This window comes from Intrasporangium sp. DVR (assembly GCF_040365325.1).
In the GTDB taxonomy this organism is placed as follows: Bacteria; Actinomycetota; Actinomycetes; order Actinomycetales; family Dermatophilaceae; genus Intrasporangium.
The window spans coordinates 215,394-230,922 of sequence record NZ_BAABZW010000001.1; the positions used below are offsets into that span (position 1 = coordinate 215,394).

General features: G+C 69.8%; 14 protein-coding genes. 7 read left to right on the forward strand and 7 right to left on the reverse strand.

Annotated elements, in window-relative coordinates; genetic code table 11:
- Positions 1 to 14 precede the first annotated feature (14 nt).
- The gene (asnB, locus tag ABWV20_RS01045) at positions 15 to 1,922 is read left to right on the forward strand and encodes an asparagine synthase (glutamine-hydrolyzing) (protein ID WP_353352891.1); all 1,908 of its coding nucleotides are present in this window, start codon (positions 15 to 17) and stop codon (positions 1,920 to 1,922) included.
- Positions 1,919 to 2,902: a GNAT family N-acetyltransferase gene (locus ABWV20_RS01050; RefSeq protein ID WP_353352892.1), complete on the forward strand. Its 984-nt coding sequence runs from the start codon at positions 1,919 to 1,921 to the stop codon at positions 2,900 to 2,902. The genes asnB and ABWV20_RS01050 overlap by 4 nt, the downstream gene beginning before the upstream one ends.
- Here ABWV20_RS01050 and ABWV20_RS01055 read toward each other — a convergent pair.
- The gene (locus tag ABWV20_RS01055; protein WP_353352893.1) at positions 2,861 to 3,877 is read right to left on the reverse strand and encodes an O-antigen ligase family protein; all 1,017 of its coding nucleotides are present in this window, start codon (positions 3,875 to 3,877) and stop codon (positions 2,861 to 2,863) included. The two genes, ABWV20_RS01050 and ABWV20_RS01055, sit on opposite strands and share 42 nt — an antisense overlap.
- A 15-nt stretch (positions 3,878 to 3,892) precedes the next feature.
- Positions 3,893 to 4,837, reverse strand: coding sequence for an NAD-dependent epimerase/dehydratase family protein (locus tag ABWV20_RS01060; protein ID WP_353352895.1), 945 nt, complete (start codon positions 4,835 to 4,837; stop codon positions 3,893 to 3,895).
- A gap of 109 nt (positions 4,838 to 4,946) precedes the next feature.
- Between ABWV20_RS01060 and ABWV20_RS01065 the strand changes: the two genes are divergently transcribed.
- From ABWV20_RS01065 to ABWV20_RS01075, 3 genes are all read left to right on the forward strand, one after another.
- Complete coding sequence (locus tag ABWV20_RS01065; RefSeq protein WP_353352896.1) at positions 4,947 to 5,861, forward strand: nucleotidyltransferase family protein; 915 nt, start codon at positions 4,947 to 4,949, stop codon at positions 5,859 to 5,861.
- Positions 5,858 to 6,157: a hypothetical protein gene (locus tag ABWV20_RS01070; protein WP_353352897.1), complete on the forward strand. Its 300-nt coding sequence runs from the start codon at positions 5,858 to 5,860 to the stop codon at positions 6,155 to 6,157. The genes ABWV20_RS01065 and ABWV20_RS01070 overlap by 4 nt, the downstream gene beginning before the upstream one ends.
- Before the next feature lie 122 nt (positions 6,158 to 6,279).
- A complete protein-coding gene (locus tag ABWV20_RS01075; protein ID WP_353352898.1) occupies positions 6,280 to 6,792 on the forward strand; it encodes a hypothetical protein in 513 nt (170 codons plus the stop codon).
- A 56-nt stretch (positions 6,793 to 6,848) separates the two neighbouring features.
- On the opposite strand, the gene ABWV20_RS01080 is transcribed toward ABWV20_RS01075, so the two are convergent.
- The 5 genes from ABWV20_RS01080 to ABWV20_RS01100 form a co-directional block, all read right to left on the reverse strand.
- A complete protein-coding gene (locus ABWV20_RS01080; protein ID WP_502901734.1) occupies positions 6,849 to 8,039 on the reverse strand; it encodes an ABC transporter ATP-binding protein in 1,191 nt (396 codons plus the stop codon).
- Positions 8,036 to 9,067: an ABC transporter ATP-binding protein gene (locus tag ABWV20_RS01085; protein WP_502901735.1), complete on the reverse strand. Its 1,032-nt coding sequence runs from the start codon at positions 9,065 to 9,067 to the stop codon at positions 8,036 to 8,038. Before ABWV20_RS01085 ends, ABWV20_RS01080 begins: the two co-directional genes overlap by 4 nt.
- A 5-nt stretch (positions 9,068 to 9,072) precedes the next feature.
- Positions 9,073 to 10,101, reverse strand: a complete 1,029-nt coding sequence (locus ABWV20_RS01090; RefSeq protein WP_353352899.1) for an ABC transporter permease — start codon at positions 10,099 to 10,101, stop codon at positions 9,073 to 9,075.
- Between the two features lie 6 nt (positions 10,102 to 10,107).
- Positions 10,108 to 11,118, reverse strand: coding sequence for an ABC transporter permease (locus ABWV20_RS01095; RefSeq protein WP_353352900.1), 1,011 nt, complete (start codon positions 11,116 to 11,118; stop codon positions 10,108 to 10,110).
- A gap of 104 nt (positions 11,119 to 11,222) precedes the next feature.
- The gene (locus ABWV20_RS01100; RefSeq protein WP_353352902.1) at positions 11,223 to 12,902 is read right to left on the reverse strand and encodes an ABC transporter substrate-binding protein; all 1,680 of its coding nucleotides are present in this window, start codon (positions 12,900 to 12,902) and stop codon (positions 11,223 to 11,225) included.
- A gap of 213 nt (positions 12,903 to 13,115) precedes the next feature.
- On the opposite strand from ABWV20_RS01100, the gene ABWV20_RS01105 reads away from it, so the two are divergent.
- Both ABWV20_RS01105 and typA read left to right on the forward strand, forming a co-directional pair.
- Entirely contained in the window at positions 13,116 to 13,610 is a 495-nt protein-coding gene (locus ABWV20_RS01105) for a (deoxy)nucleoside triphosphate pyrophosphohydrolase (protein WP_353352903.1), read from the forward strand.
- A 13-nt stretch (positions 13,611 to 13,623) separates the two neighbouring features.
- Entirely contained in the window at positions 13,624 to 15,522 is a 1,899-nt protein-coding gene (gene typA / locus ABWV20_RS01110) for a translational GTPase TypA (protein WP_353352904.1), read from the forward strand.
- Positions 15,523 to 15,529 lie beyond the last annotated feature (7 nt).

Genomic DNA, 15,529 nt, shown 5'->3' on the forward strand with positions numbered 1-15,529 from the left:
CATGAGGGGAACCTATGTGCGGCCTGGCCGGTCTGCTCGGTCCCGGCAGCGCGCACCTCGCCGACGATGTGGATCGCATGTCCGCAGCAGTGGCTCACCGCGGCCCCGACGACCGTGGACGATGGCTGGACCTTCAGGCCGGGGTGGTCCTGGCCCATCGGCGCCTATCCATCGTCGACCTGTCGCCGGCGGGCCACCAACCCATGGTCTCCTCAGACGGCAGGTGGGTGGTCGTCCTCAACGGCGAGATCTACGACCACGCCGACCACCGGGCGGAGCTGGAGTCCCAAGGCGTCAGGCTCCGCGGACACTCGGACACCGAGGTGCTCCTCGAGCTCATCGCGAGACAAGGCCCCGAGGCCGCGATCATGGCCGTCGACGGCATGTTCGCGCTCGGCCTGTGGGATCGACAGGAGCAGCAGCTCACCCTGGCACGCGATCGTCTGGGCGAGAAGCCGCTCTACTACGGCCGAGTCGGCTCGACCTTCGCCTTCGCCTCGGAGCTCAGTGCCATCCGACGACTTCGGGCGGCTCCGACGGAGCCGGACCGTGAGGCCGTCGCGGCCTTTCTCCGGCTGGGCTTCGTCCCCGCTCCGTACTCGATCCTTCCGGGCATCTCCAAGCTGCCCCCGGGCACGATCGTTCGCGTTGGTCGGGACGGCGTCTCCACAGAGCCGGCCACCTACTGGTCACTCGGGCGGGTCTCCGCCGCCGGCTCGGCAAACCCGTTGACCCTGCACGACTCGGAGCTGGTCGACCTTGCGGAAGACGCCTTGCGCTCCTCCGTCCACCGTCGCCTGCAGGCTGACGTTCCCGTGGGCGCGTTCCTGTCCGGGGGCCTCGACTCGACGACCATCGTCGCACTGGCCCAGCAAGTGAGCACCCAGCCGGTGCGGTCGTTCACCGTGGCCGTCGGTGGTGCCGGGGACGAGTCGGAGGCCGCTTCCCGCGTCGCCGCTCACCTCGGCACGGCGCACCAGACGCTGCCGCTCCCCGAGCTCGACGCCGTGAAGCTCGCCACGCGGGTCGCCGAGATGCACGACGAACCCTTCGCCGACCCGTCCGCGATGCCCACCGCGCTCCTCTGCGCAGCCGCGCGGGAGCACGTCACCGTTGCGCTCAGCGGCGACGGTGCCGACGAGCTGCTGGGCGGCTACAACCGCTACCAGGTGGCTCACGGTGGGCTCTCCCGCATCTTCGGGCTTCCGGCTCCCCTTCGCGCCGGGATCTCTGCCGGAGTCCGCAGCATTCCGCCGGCCGGCTGGGACCGCCTGGCCGCGTTGACGGGGACGCGGACCCCCGACCTCGGCACGAAGGCGCACAAGCTGGCCGCCGCACTGAGGGCCGAGGACTCCTTGGCTGCCTTCGGCGTCCTCTCGACGCAGTGGGACCCAACGCGCGTGATGGTGGCCCCCCCAGCGCCGTTGGCCCGAGCGAGCACAGCCGCCGCCTCCATGAGCCCGCTGGCAGCCATGCTCTTGGCGGACCAGCTGACGACCCTTCCGGACGACATGCTGGTCAAGGTGGACCGCGCCAGCATGGCCGTCGCCCTCGAGGTCCGCGTGCCGTTCCTCGACCACCGCTTCGTCGAGCTGACGTGGCGTCTGCCAGACAGGGCGAAGGTGCGCGATGGCCGCGGCAAGTGGCTGGTGCGACAGATCCTCAGTCGCCATGTGCCGCAGGCTCTCTGGGAACGACCCAAGGTCGGTTTCGACCCGCCGTTGGCTGCGTGGCTGCGGGGACCGCTGAACGAGTGGGCACATGACCTGCTTGCGACTGACCGCCTGCGGCGGCAGGGAATCCTCCGTCCCGACATCGTCGCCGTGGCCCTTGCGGAGCACGAGTCAGGCCGCAGGAATCACGACTACGCCCTCTGGACGCTCCTCATGCTCCAGTCGTGGCTCGATGGAGGCAATGCATGACATCGCAGTCCGATCGGCCGGAGCTCGACTTCCGACCCGCACAGCCCGCCGACGAGCCGGGAGTGCTCGAGCTCTTCCGCTCGTCACTCGGGTGGGCGACGGGCGATCCGAACGAGGTCTTCTTTCACTGGAAGCACAGGGAGAACCCGTTCGGGGAGTCGCCGGGATGGGTTGCGCTCCACGAGGGGCGGGTGGTCGGCTACCGCACCTTCCTGCGCTGGCGGTTCCTCGACGACAAAGGCAAGGCGGTCCCGGCCGTCCGGGCCGTCGACACCGCGACCGACCCGGCCTTCCAGGGGATGGGCATCTTCCGCACGCTCACCCTGCAGAGCGTCGCGGAGCTCACGTTGGCGGGCGACGCCATCGTGTTCAACACTCCCAACGACCAGAGCCGACCCGGCTACCTCAAGATGGGCTGGAGCCTCGCCCGGCGCCTGCCCGTCGGGGTCCTCCCGGCGGGCGGCCGCTCCGCCCTGACGATGGTGCGCTCGCGCGTCCCGGCATCCCTGTGGTCCGAGCCCACGACGGTGGGTCTCGATGCTGCCACCGCGCTGGCCGACCGCGACGTGGCCGCCCGCCTACTCCAGCATGCACCGCGACGCGGATTCCGCACCGACCGGACCCCGGCGTACCTCGTCTGGCGGACCTCGTTCGAGCCGCTGCACTACCGCCTCCTGCTCGCGTCCCCCGGCGACCCCTCCGAGGGCGGCCTCGTCTTCCGGCTCCGCCGCCGCGGCCAGGCGCTCGAGGCTGCCGTCATCGAGCAGCTCGTCCCCGACTGGCGCACCGGAGCCCGCCTCGTGCGCCGCGCCCTCAAGGAGAGCGGGGCTGACTATGCGATCGGTCTGCGCACCGGCCCGTCGGCCGGCCTGGTGCCGCTGCCCGGCCAGGGACCCCTCCTGACGACACGCCCGCTGGCCGGCTCGCCGCCGGCACCGTCAGCGTGGAGGCTGACCCTCGGAGACGTCGAGCTGTTCTGATCGCCCGCTCGCGCCGCTCCAGCCGAGGACGATGCCCCCGGCCAGGACAACCAGTGGGAAATCCACCAGGTGGTCCGTCATCGAGTGGACGACCAGCGCGGTCCACGTCGCCACACCGACCACTGCGGACGCAGGCCGGCCCTGTGACGCCCACCACGAGCCGGTCAGCCCGATGGCCAGCAGGAGCGCCACGCCCACCCAACCGGTCTCGGCGCCCACCTGGAGCACGACTGAGTGAGCCGACGCGGTGTCCGGGTCGTGTCCCAGCGTGCTGATCCGCTCGAACGCCCCGGGGCCCGCCCCGAAAGCCGCGTGTTCGCGCCACAGCCGCACGGCGTCCCCCCACATGGTGTGTCGGGCTTCGTCGAGGAGCCTCAGGACCAAGCGAGGCCAGCTCGGCTGGGTGGCAAGCGCCATCACAGCCGTCGCTGAGACAGCCATCGCCGCAGTGCTCAGGCCGGTCGCCACCACCTTTCCCGTATGCCGCTGGGCTGGCTTCCAGCGCATCGTCAGCACCAGCGCGAGCAGTGGTCCACCCAGGGCAATTGCTCCCACTGAGGCGTTGGCCACCGTCACCCCCAAGCTGGAGATCGCCGCCACGACCAACGGCCATCGACGCCCGCGAGGAGCGGCGAGGAGAGCCAGCCCGGACAGGCCGATCAGCTGAACCGCAAGGGCCGCGTTCGCGTTGGCGTAGCCGGTGGGGCTCTTTGCGGGGCCACCGGTGGCCAGCACCGCGACGAGGAGGTAGAGCGTTGCCCCGAGCAGGGCCAGCGTGACGCCGCGCCTCCAGGAGTATGGCGCCAGGAGGGCGCCGAGCGCTACGCCGACAGCCAAGGACAACGGCGCGGCGACGTAGGGCGACAAGGGCGAAAGCGCTTGGCCGGCGAGGGCCGACCTGATGCCCGCCCAGCCAACCCAGACGACGAGCACGGCCAGCCCGAAAAGCTCCCTGCCGCCGAGACGGCCCAGCATCTGGGGCCCGCCTCGCTATCGCTGGTAGTCCGGCAGGGTCCGGAACCAGTCCACCGTCGCCTGGAGCCCGTCGCGCAGCGAGACCGGCTTGACGTCGGGGAAGAGGGTGAGCAGGCGCGAGTTGTCCGCCTGCGAGTCGCGGACGTCCCCCGCCCGCGGCTCGACGTGCTCCACCGTCGGACGGTCGTCGAGGACATGTGCGAGCTCGTCGATGAGACCGTTGAGCGACGTCCGGGTGCCGAACGCGAGGTTGACTGGATCCAGGTCCGCGACCTTGTTCGTCACTGCGTCGGCGAGGACCCGCGCGACCGTGCCGACGTAGGTGAAGTCGCGCGTCTGCTCACCGTCCCCGTGAACGGACAGTGGGACACCTCGCAGGGCGGCATCGATGAACGCCGGCACCACCGCGGCGTAGGCATGGCCGGCGGCCTGCAGTGGCCCGTACACGTTGAAGAAGCGGAACGCCAGCGTGGGCAGCCCATACGTGTGGCCGAAGGCGATCGTGTAGGCCTCCGTCGCCTGCTTGCTGACGGCATAGGGCGAGATGGGGCCGGTCCGCATGCTCTCCCGCTTCGGCAGCTCCCGGTTCGCGCCGTAGACCGAGGACGACGAGGCCACCACGACGTGGGTGCCTCCGGCGCGGCGGGCGGCCTGCAGCACCTCTAAGGTCCCGGTCGCGTTCGAGTGGTGCGAGGCGATCGGGTCGATGACCGAGCGGGGGACCGAGGGGAGAGCGGCAAGGTGCACGATGGCATCGGCGCCCTCGCACGCCTCATCCAACGCAGCGGGGTCCAGGATCGTGGCTTCGACGAGCTCGATCCCGGTGCCTTCGAGGTTGCCGCGGAAGCCGGTCGTGAGGTTGTCGAAGGCCACCACGGAGTCGACCTCCGGCCGCCTCAGCAGTTCACGGCCTAGGTTTGCGCCGATGAAGCCGGCGCCTCCGGTGATGACGACCTTCATACCGCCCCATTCACTGTCAGCACACGATGCCAAGACGTCCCGGACGCTATCACCGGCAGCACACCCTTCTCGCCGTTCCAGTGAGGATGGACCCGGTTACTCTGAGCGCGTGAGCGACCTGATGCCCCTCGACGTCGGGATCCGGCTCACCCACGCGAGCGTCCAAGCCCTTGCCGAGGACGTCCGGGTCGACGTGCTTCATATCAAGGGTCCGACCCTGCATCCGGACTTACTGGAGCGGGTCGATTCACCTGCCGGTCTTGAGGGGGCACTGTCCCGGACGGTGCCCCGCCGTAGCTCTGACGCCGATGTCCTGGTTCGTCCGAGCCACCTGCCGGTTCTCGTCCGGGCTATGCATGCGCATGGCTGGATGACGAAGTTCGACTTCGAGGACGGCTCCGCGTTCGAGCACGCAGCTACCATGCGGCACCCCCAGCTTGCTCTGGTCGACGTCCACCGTGCCTTCCCCGGGATCGGCGTCGACCCGGAGCGAGCGTTCGACCGACTGTGGGCCGACCGGGTCCAGACCCCCATCGCCGGCTACCCCTGCCCCGTCCCGGGGGTGACGGCCCAGCGGCTCATCCTCCTCCTCCATGCGGCACGCATGAGCGCGGAGAACCTCGGCGACATCCGGCGGAGCTGGACCGACGCCAGCGGGCCTGACCAACGGGCCGTGGAGCAGCTGGCCCGTGAGCTCGACGCCGAGGTGGCGCTCGCCGCCGCCACTGGAAACCTTGACCGTTTCCGGTCCCGACGGGAGCACGGGCTCTGGACCGCCCTCTCGAGTGGTGAGATGTCCCGGCGCCGCCTCTGGTGGGCGCGGGTTCGTGCCGAGCCGACACCGCGCCGCGCGCTCCGCAGGGCGGTGAGGCTGGTGGTGCCCAACCGCCGACGGATGACCGAGTGGCTGGGACGGCCGCCCACCCGGCGGGAACTCGCCCGGGCGTACGTCGAGCGGATCGGTTGGGTCCTGGCCGAGTCAGCGTCGATTGTCACGAGGCGCCGCAGGAGGAGGTCGGGGTGAGATTCGCCGTGCCTCGGCGGGTGGCGTACGTCATGCACGGCGAGCCGCCCGAGGGGTCGCCCCAGCCGTCGCCCGAGAACCCGGAGCTCTACCTCATGCGGCTGCCCGACGGGCCCCCGGTCATGCTGAGCGGCACCGCGGCAGTCATCTGGCTGGTCGCCTCAGCAGGGGAGGAGGACGTGGTCGACGGCGTTGCCCGGCTCGTGGCCCGGGAGCCGGTCGAAATCGAGCCGGATGTGCTGCGGTATCTCGACCTGCTGGTCGTGGACGGCTTGCTCGAGCGACTCCGTAGTTGACCGCCGTCCAGTGCCTCTCCTATCACACTTGCCTCCGAACGGCATCAGCGGTGTTACGCTCGGCATGGTAGTCGGGGAGAGGGTGCAGGCGCTCGCGCGCCGCGGAGCAGGGGAGAATCGCAATGTCTGAAGAGGGCCAGCGCAAGGGCGTCTCACGCCGCACGCTCGTCAAGGGCGCAGCCTGGGCCGTTCCAGCGGTCCCGATCATCGTCGCGGCGCCCGCCCACGCGGCATCACCCGAATGCATCCAGATCACTCTGGGCCAGAGCGCATGCAAGTGGCCGGGCGCCACGAACTACTACTCGTACAAGCTTCAACTCTGTTTCAAGAACAACTGTGGCGGGACGTACCAGGTCTGGATCCACCACTTGGAGAACAACTCGAACAAGCCGCTTGCCAAGTGTGGGGCCGGTTTCGAGGATGCCCCCTTGACGGTGGGTCCGGGCGCAGAGGAGTGCCGGACCTTCGTCTACTCCTCTTGCAGCAGTGCGAGCACGATCCGCGTGTACGGCTGGGTCGGCGTGAAGGACACCGTGGACCCTTACCTGATCGGCGAGGTTGCGACCTCCGGCCAAGTGGTCCTCGACGAGTGCATTGGCGCCACGCCCTGCACCTCCCTCCCGACCGGCTGCTGAATTTATCTCGATCGACTTAGAGGGGCGCCGCTTGTAGGAGCGGCGCCCCTTTGCCGTCAGCCGATCTCGCCGATCGAGGTCGGGCCGATGATCGGCGAGTCCGGTTGGTTGATGAGCGCGGCCTGCTCCACCGCGACGGCCTGCACCTCGTGCGGGCGCAGCTCGCCCGAGGCGATCTGCTCGGCCCAGTGGCAGGCCACCCGCTGCTCCGCGGGCACGCCGGCGATGTCCACGGTGCGCAGGGCCGGCCGCTCGGTGTCGCACCGGGTCGGCTGGCGCCAGGGGCAGCGCGTGTGGAAGCGGCACCCTGACGGCGGGTTGGCGGGGGAGGGCAGGTCACCGGTCAGCAGGATGCGCTCGCGCTGGTCCTCGATCACCGGGTCCGGCACGGGGACCGCGGAGAGCAGCGCCCGCGTGTAGGGGTGCAGCGGCTGGGCGTAGAGGTCCTTCGCCGGAGCCTCCTCGACGAGCGCGCCGAGGTACATCACGCCGACCCGGTCGCTGATGTGCCGCACCACCGCGAGGTCATGGGCGACGACGAGGTAGGTGAGGCCGAACTCGTCCTGCAGGTCCTCGAGGAGGTTGATCACCTGCGCCTGCACCGACACGTCGAGCGCCGAGACCGGCTCGTCCGCGACGATGAGCTTGGGGTTGACCGACAGGGCCCGGGCGATGCCGATGCGCTGGCGCTGGCCACCGGAGAACTCGTGCGGGTACTTCTTCAGGGCCGCCGGGGGCAGGCCGACCGCCGCGAGGAGCTCGCGGAGGCGCTGGTTGGCCGCGTGGTCGTTCTCGACGAGCCCGTGCGCCTTCATCCCCTCGAGCAGGAGCGACTCGACCGACTGGCGCGGGTCGAGGCTGCTCATCGGGTCCTGGAAGACCATCTGGATGTCCTGCCGCTTGCGCCGCAGCTCCTCGCCCTTGAGGCTCGCGATGTCCACCCCGTCGAAGCTCACCGACCCCTCGGTCGGCGGCTCGAGGTTGAGGATCGCCCGGCCCAGGGTCGACTTGCCACAGCCCGACTCGCCGACGAGGCCATAGGTCTCCCCGCGCCGGATCTGCAGGTCCACCCCGTCGACGGCGTAGACGTAGCCGATCGTCTTGTCGAAGATGACGCCCTTCTTGATCGGGAAGTGCACCTTGACGCCGCGCACGTCGACCAGGACGTCCCGGTGGTCGGCGTCCGCCGGGACCGTCGCGGTGGACGCTCCGCTCTCGTCTCGGCCAGGGTTCACGGTCGAGGTCACCGACCCACCTCCACAGGGTTGAAGCAGCGCAGGGCGCGGCCGTAGTCCATCTCCAGCTGCGGCGTCTGCTCGCGGCACACCTCGAGCGCGTTGGGGCACCGGGGCGCGAAGGCGCAGGCGCTCGTCCACGGGAGGTTGTCGGCGACTGAGCCGGGGATCGGGTTGAGCCGCTCGCCGCGGCCCACCTCGAGCTTCGGGATCGACTCCAGCAGGCCGTGCGTGTAGGGGTGGCGCGGCTGCTGGAAGAGCGCGTGCCGCTCCGCCCGCTCGACGATGCGGCCGGCGTAGAGGACGTTGACCTCGTCGCAGAGGCCCGCGACGACGCCGAGGTCGTGCGTGATCATGATCAGCGCCGTGCCGGTCTCCTGGACGAGGTCCTTGAGGAGGGTGAGAATCTGCGCCTGGATCGTCACGTCGAGCGCGGTCGTCGGCTCGTCCGCGATGAGCAGCCGCGGCTCACAGGCCAGCGCCATCGCGATGAGGGCCCGCTGGCGCATCCCGCCCGACATCTGGTGCGGGTAGTCCTTGAGGCGTCGTTCGGGGTCCGGGATGCCGACCTTGTCGAGCATCTCCTTGGCCACGCTCATCGCAGCCTTGCGGGACATCCCCTTGTGCCGCTCGAGCACCTCGGCGACCTGCAGGCCCACCGGGACGACCGGGTTGAGCGAGCTGAGCGGGTCCTGGAAGATCATCGCGAGCTCCTGCCCGCGGCGGTCGCGCATCTCCCCGTCGGAGAGCGTCAGCAGGTCGGTGCCGGCGAAGCGGACCTCGCCCTCGACCCGGTTGCCCCGCTTGGGGAGCAGGCCCATGATCGCGAGCGACGTCACCGACTTGCCACAGCCGGACTCACCGACGAGGCCCACCGTCTGCCCGGGGCGGACGTCGAAGTCGATCCCGTCGACCGCGACGAACGACTCCTCGCCGTGCCGGGTGAAGGTGACCTTGAGGTCACGCACCTGGAGGAGCGGCTCGTCGCCGTGGCGTCCGGTGCTGGCACTGGTGGACGCGGATGAGATGGTCTGGGACACCCCGGTCACCTCCTGCTCTTGGGGTCGAGGGCCTCACGCAGCGACTCACCCATGAGGGTGAAGCCGAGCGCGACGACGATGATGCAGAGCGCCGGGTAGATGGCCAGGTGGGGGTAGTCGCTGACGTAGTTCTGGGCCTGGCCGAGCATCTGACCCCACTCGGGCTGCCGGTCGTCGGGGTTGCCGAGGCCGAGGAAGGACAGGCCGGCGGCCTCGATGATCGCGGTGGCGAGGACGAGCGTCGCCTGGACGATCACTGGGCCGAGCGAGTTGGGCAGCATGTGGCGGAAGACGATCGCCGCCGGCTTGACCCCGAGCGCTCGGGCGGCGAGCACGTGGTCGCTGGCCCGCTGGGCGAGCATCGACCCGCGGAGGAGCCGCGCGAAGATCGGGATCTGGACGACGGCGATGGCGATGATCACCGTGGTCTGGCTCGGGCTCGCGGCGATCGCCGCGATGGACACGGCCAGGATCAGGCCGGGGATCGAGAGCATGACGTCGACGATGCGCATGACGAGCGCGTCGACCCAGCCGCCGATGGCGCCCGCGAGGGTGCCGAGGGTGAGCCCGCCGAGCAGGCCGCCCACGGTCGCGAGGACGCCGACGATGAGGGTCTGGCGCCCGCCGACGAGGAGGCGGGAGAGCAGGTCCCGGCCGATGTCGTCCCCCCCGAGGGGGAAGCCGGGCTGCGGCCCGGGCACCGGGTTGCTCTGGCGGCGCACCTGGTTGAGCAGGGGCGTCGACGCCGCGTCGTGGGGCGCGATCCAGGGGCCGATGATGGCCAGCACGACGAAGACGAACGTGATGGCGGCGCCGGTGAGGAAGACCGGGTTGCGACGCAGCCGCTTCCAGGCACTGGCGATGAGCGACTGGCCCTCGCCGCCGGCCACCCGGCCCGCGTCGGCGACCGTCAGGACGGTCCCGTCCTGCGGTCCACCGGCCGCGCCGGAGGACTGCCCGGCCGTCTGCGCCAGGGAGTCGATGCGGTCCTTCTTGTCGTCGCCGAAGCGGCGCGGATCAGGAGATGGGGTCATCGCTGGTCACCTCGTCCGGATGCGGGGGTCGATGATGGCATAGGTGATGTCCACGAGCAGGTTGACGACGACGTAGACGGCGGCTGCGGCCATGATGAGCACCTGGAGGACGGGGTAGTCCTTGAGCTCGATCGCCATGGCGAGCGCCTGGCCGATCCCGGTGTAGCTGAACACCCGCTCGGTCAGCACGGCGCCGGCGAGCAGGGCACCGGTCTGCAGGCCGATGGTCGTGACGACCGGCAGCAGCGCGTTGCGCAGGATGTGCCGGCCGCGGATGATCCGCGAGGTCAGTCCCTTGGCGTTCGCCGTACGGACGTAGTCCTCCTCGACCACGTCGAGGACGGAGGCACGGGTGATCCGGAAGATCACCGCGAAGGGGATCGAGGCCAGCGCGAGGGCGGGGAGGATCAGGTGCTCCAGGGCGTCCCACGCGGCGTCCCACTCCTGAGTCAGGATGCCGTCGAGGACGAAGAAGCCGGTCACGCGCGTCGCGTCGATCGTGGGGGACTGCCGGCCTGACACCGGGAGCCACTGGAGCTCGACGGCGAACCAGTGCTTGAGCATGAAGGCGAGGAAGAAGACCGGCACGGCGACCCCGACGAGCGAGCCCATGACGGACAGGTTGTCCAGCCAGCTGTCCCGGCGCCGGGCCGCGAAGTAGCCCAACGGGATGCCGATGAGGACGGCGAGGAGGATCGCGAGCGTGGCCAGCTCGACGGTCGCGGGGAAGCGGGAGAGGAAGATCTCGAAGGCGTCCCGTCCGGGCAGGACGCCGTTGGACGGACCGAAGTTTCCGGTCGCCATCCGCTTGATGTAGTTCCAGTACTGCACCCACAGCGGCTGGTCGAGCCCGAGGGCCTGCTCGAGCTGCGCCCGGCGCTCCGGCGTCGCCCGCTCACCGAGCATGGCCGAGACGGTGCCGCCCGGCAGAGCCTTGAACCACATGAACAAGAGGAGGGAGAGAACCACGACCACGCCGACCATCTGGATCAGGCGGCGCACGATGAATCTCAGCATGGCCAGGTGCCATCCTTTCTCACGACCGGGGGCCGTCCCACGTGAATGGGACGGCCCCCGGCTGTTGTGACAGTGTCCGGGCCAGAGGTGGCCTCAGGCAAGGGTCACTTGCCTCCGACAGAGGCGGTGTTGAACTCCTCGGCGGTCATCGGCGAGGCGACGATGCCCTCGACCCCAGGACCGACGACGAGCGCGGGCGGCGAGTGCGTCAGCGCCAGACCCGGGAGGTACTCCTCCATGATCTGCTGGTTCAGCTTCTCGTAGGCCGCGGTGCGTGCCGCCTCGTCGGGGATGGTGTCGGCCGCGACGAGGTCGTCGTTGAGCTTCTGACCCCACGGCTGTGAGTACGTGTGGAAGTCGTTCGTCTTGCCCTTGAAGAAGGTGCCGATGAAGTTGTCGGCGGCGTTGTAGTCACCGGTCCAGCCGATGATCCACGCGTCGAACGCTCCCGCGTCGATGCCGTCGAGGTAGCCACCGTTCCACGGCTTGGCGGTGAACTTGACCTTGACGCCGGCGGCCTCGAGGTCGGTGCGCAGCGCCTCCGCGATCTTCTGCGGGTTCGGCATGTACGGACGCGACACCTCGGTCGGGTAGGCGAAGTTCAGCGTCATGCCCTCGGCGCCGGCCTCCTTGAGGAGCGACTTGGCCTTCTCGACGTCGTACGCGTACGGCTGCAGGCTCTTGTTGTAGCCGGCGACGGTGTCGGGCATGAACTGCGTCGCGACGGTCGCGCCCTCGGGCAGCTGCGTCTGGACGAGCTGCTCACGGTTGAGGGCGTGGTAGAGGGCCTGGCGGACCTTGAGGTCCTTCAGCTTCGGGTTCTTCTCCGGGTTGAGACCCATGTAGAGGATGTTGAACGCCGGGCGCACGAGCACCTGGTTGCCCTCGTCCTCGAGGCCCTTCCAGTCGACCGGGTTGGGCAGGTCGTAGCCCTGGATGCTGCCGGCCTTGAGCTCCTGGCGGCGGGTCGACTCGTCCGGGACGATCTTGAAGACGAGCTTGTCGAGCTTGGCCTTGTCGCCCCAGTAGTCGTCGTTGCGCGCGAGCGTCACGGTGCCGTTGGCCTGGTCGTACTTCTCGAACTTGAACGCGCCCGTGCCGACCGGGTTCTGCGAGTAGGCCGGGTAGACGAAGCCCTCACCCTGGGCCTTGACGTCGTTGGCCTTGCCCTCGGTCAGCGCCTTCGGGCTCTGCATCGAGAAGGACGGCAGGGCGAGCATCGCGGGCCAGGCGGAGCTGACGCGGGTGAGCGAGATGGTGACGGTCTTCTCGTCCTTGGCCTCGCAGCCCTTGTAGAGCGACTCGGACGCCTTGTCCTTGAACGCGCCCATCGTGTAGGACCAGTAGTCGGCCGGGCCCTTCTGGGCGTCGGCGTTCTGGTCGAACATGCGCTCGAAGTTCTTGCAGACGGCGTCGCCGTTGAAGGGCTCGCCGTCGCTGAACTTCACGCCCTCGCGGAGCTTGAAGTCCCAGGTCGTGCCGTCGCTCGACGTGGGCATCTCGGTGGCCAGAGCCGGCTCGAGGTCCGCCGTGCCCGGCTTGAGCTGGAGCAGGCCGTCGAAGATCTGCCGCGTCACGCGGAAGGTCTCACCGTCGGTCGCGTAGAAGGGGTCGAACAGCTTCGGGGCTCCGGCAGCACCAAAGGTGAGGGTGCCACCGCTCGCGGCAGCGCCACCGGTGGCGCCGGGGGTTTCGGTGTCACGTTCGGACTGGGCACAGGCCCCGAGGACCAGCGCCGCAGTCGCCATGATGGCGACCGGGGTGGCCTTCCGGAAGAACTTCATGAGTTACCTCGCTCTAGTGCGAAGGTCGCCCTGGGATGGGCCGACCAAGAGGAGACCTTTCGCGACAGGAGTGATGGCCGCCACGATCGGTTGGGGAGCAACTTAGTGCGGTTCTTCGGGGAAATCCCACATGGCGGACAATGTTTATCCGTCCGATATCCAACCCAGCGGCCCTCCGGCGGGTGCGCGGCGTGTGCGACGATCGGTGGCGCCATGAGCCCAGAGGACCCCTCCGCCCTGCCCGGGCCGGCGAACGACGCGCGCGCCGCCCTGCTCCTCGTCGTCGGCGCCGCGATCGTCGACGACCTCGAGCACCCCACGCGGCTGCTCGCGGCGAGACGGACCGAGCCCCCGGCCCTCGCCGGCGGCTGGGAGCTGCCCGGCGGCAAGGTGGACCCGGGGGAGTCGCCGCTCTCGGCCCTGCACCGCGAGGTCCGTGAAGAGCTCGGAGTGAGGGTGCGCCTCGGCTCGCACCTGCCGGGACCGCTGCCCGGAGCGACGTGGGCGGTCGGCGAGCGCTACGAGATGCTCGTGTGGTTCGCCGAGGTCGTCGAGGGGGTGCCCGCTCCCATCGAGGACCACGACGCCGTGCGCTGGCTCGGCGCCGCGGAGCTCTACGACGTCCCGTGGCTCCCGGCGGACCTGCCCATCGTCGACGCACTCGCCGCCCGCCTCGGCGGCGCGTTCAGAGGCTCCTCAAAATCCTGAGAGACTGTCCCCCATGCCCTTGAAGACCCGCGCGGACATCCGCAACGTCGCCATCGTCGCCCACGTCGACCACGGCAAGACCACCCTCGTCGACAAGATGCTCTGGCAGTCCGGCGCCTTCGGGGAGCACCAGCACGTCGACGAGCGGGCGATGGACTCCGGTGACCTCGAGCGCGAGAAGGGCATCACGATCCTCGCGAAGAACACCGCCGTGCACTACCGCGGCAAGGCGGCCCAGGAGCGCGGCCTCGCCGACGGCGTGACGATCAACATCATCGACACCCCCGGCCACGCCGACTTCGGCGGCGAGGTCGAGCGCGGCCTGTCGATGGTCGACGGCGTCGTCCTCCTCGTGGACGCGTCCGAGGGCCCGCTGCCCCAGACCCGCTTCGTCCTGCGCAAGGCGCTGGCCGCGAAGATGCCGGTCATCCTCTGCATCAACAAGGTGGACCGACCCGACTCCCGCATCGCCGAGGTCGTCGACGAGGCCTACGAGCTCTTCCTCGACCTCGACGCCACCGAGGAACAGATCGACTTCCCGATCGTCTACGCCTCGGCCAAGGTCGGTCGCGCCTCGCTCACCCGCCCCGAGGACGGCGGCCTGCCCGACGGGGAGGACCTCGAGGCCCTCTTCTCCACGATCCTCGAGACGATCCCCGCGCCGACCTACGACGACGAGGCCCCGCTGCAGGCCCACGTCACCAACCTCGACGCATCCAACTTCCTCGGCCGCCTCGCCCTGCTCCGCGTGCACAACGGCACGATCAGCAAGGGCCAGCAGGTCATGTGGTGCCGCCACGACGGCTCCCAGCAGCGGGTCAAGATCACCGAGCTGCTGATGACTGAGGCCCTCGAGCGCAAGCCGGCCGACAGCGCCGGCCCCGGCGACATCATCGCCGTCGCCGGCATCCCGGAGATCACCATCGGCGAGACCCTCGCCGACGCCGAGAACCCGATGCCGCTGCCCCTCATCACCGTCGACGAGCCGGCCATCTCGATGACGATCGGCACCAACACCAGCCCGATGGTCGGCCGGGTGCGCGGCTCCAAGGTCACCGCCCGCATGGTCAAGGACCGCCTCGACCGCGAGCTCGTCGGCAACGTGTCGCTGCGCATCCTGCCCACCGAGCGCCCCGACGCCTGGGAGGTCCAGGGCCGCGGCGAGCTCGCCCTCGCGATCCTCGTCGAGCAGATGCGCCGCGAGGGCTACGAGCTGACCGTCGGCAAGCCGCAGGTCGTCACGCGCGAGGTCGACGGCAAGATCCACGAGCCCGTCGAGCGGCTCACCATCGACACCCCGGAGGAGTTCCTCGGCCCGATCACGCAGATCCTCGCCTCCCGCAAGGGCCGGATGGAGCAGATGACCAACCACGGCACGGGCTGGATCCGCATGGAGTTCCTCGTGCCCTCACGCGGTCTCATCGGGTTCCGCACCGAGTTCCTCACGGAGACCCGCGGCACCGGCATCGCCCACCACGTCTTCGAGGACTACGAGCCGTGGTTCGGCCCGATCACGACGCGCATCAGCGGCTCGCTCGTGTCCGACCGCAGCGGCGTCGTCACCGGCTACGCGATGGTCAACCTCCAGGAGCGCGGCACCCTCTTCGTCGAGCCGACGACCGAGGTCTACGAGGGGATGATCGTCGGCGAGAACTCCCGCGCCGACGACATGGACGTCAACATCACCAAGGAGAAGAAGCTCACCAACGTGCGCGCCTCCTCCTCGGACAACTTCGAGAAGATCGTCCCGCCGCGCAAGCTCAGCCTCGAGCAGAGCCTCGAGTTCTGTCGCGAGGACGAGTGCGTCGAGGTCACCCCGGAGGCCGTGCGCATCCGCAAGGTCGTCCTCGGTGCCACCGAGCGCGCTCGCACGGCCGCCCGCGCCAGGGCGGCGGCCAAGGCGGAGGGCTGACCCTGCC

Coding starts and splice junctions, on each gene's coding strand:
- ABWV20_RS01075 (WP_353352898.1), top strand. CDS start 6,280: ATGTCTGAAGAGGGCCAGCGCAAGGGCGTCTCACGCCGCACGCTCGTC.
- ABWV20_RS01060 (WP_353352895.1), bottom strand. CDS start 4,837: ATGAAGGTCGTCATCACCGGAGGCGCCGGCTTCATCGGCGCAAACCTA.
- asnB (WP_353352891.1), top strand. CDS start 15: ATGTGCGGCCTGGCCGGTCTGCTCGGTCCCGGCAGCGCGCACCTCGCC.
- ABWV20_RS01055 (WP_353352893.1), bottom strand. CDS start 3,877: ATGCTGGGCCGTCTCGGCGGCAGGGAGCTTTTCGGGCTGGCCGTGCTC.
- ABWV20_RS01090 (WP_353352899.1), bottom strand. CDS start 10,101: ATGACCCCATCTCCTGATCCGCGCCGCTTCGGCGACGACAAGAAGGAC.
- ABWV20_RS01095 (WP_353352900.1), bottom strand. CDS start 11,118: ATGCTGAGATTCATCGTGCGCCGCCTGATCCAGATGGTCGGCGTGGTC.
- ABWV20_RS01050 (WP_353352892.1), top strand. CDS start 1,919: ATGACATCGCAGTCCGATCGGCCGGAGCTCGACTTCCGACCCGCACAG.
- typA (WP_353352904.1), top strand. CDS start 13,624: ATGCCCTTGAAGACCCGCGCGGACATCCGCAACGTCGCCATCGTCGCC.
- ABWV20_RS01100 (WP_353352902.1), bottom strand. CDS start 12,902: ATGAAGTTCTTCCGGAAGGCCACCCCGGTCGCCATCATGGCGACTGCG.
- ABWV20_RS01105 (WP_353352903.1), top strand. CDS start 13,116: ATGAGCCCAGAGGACCCCTCCGCCCTGCCCGGGCCGGCGAACGACGCG.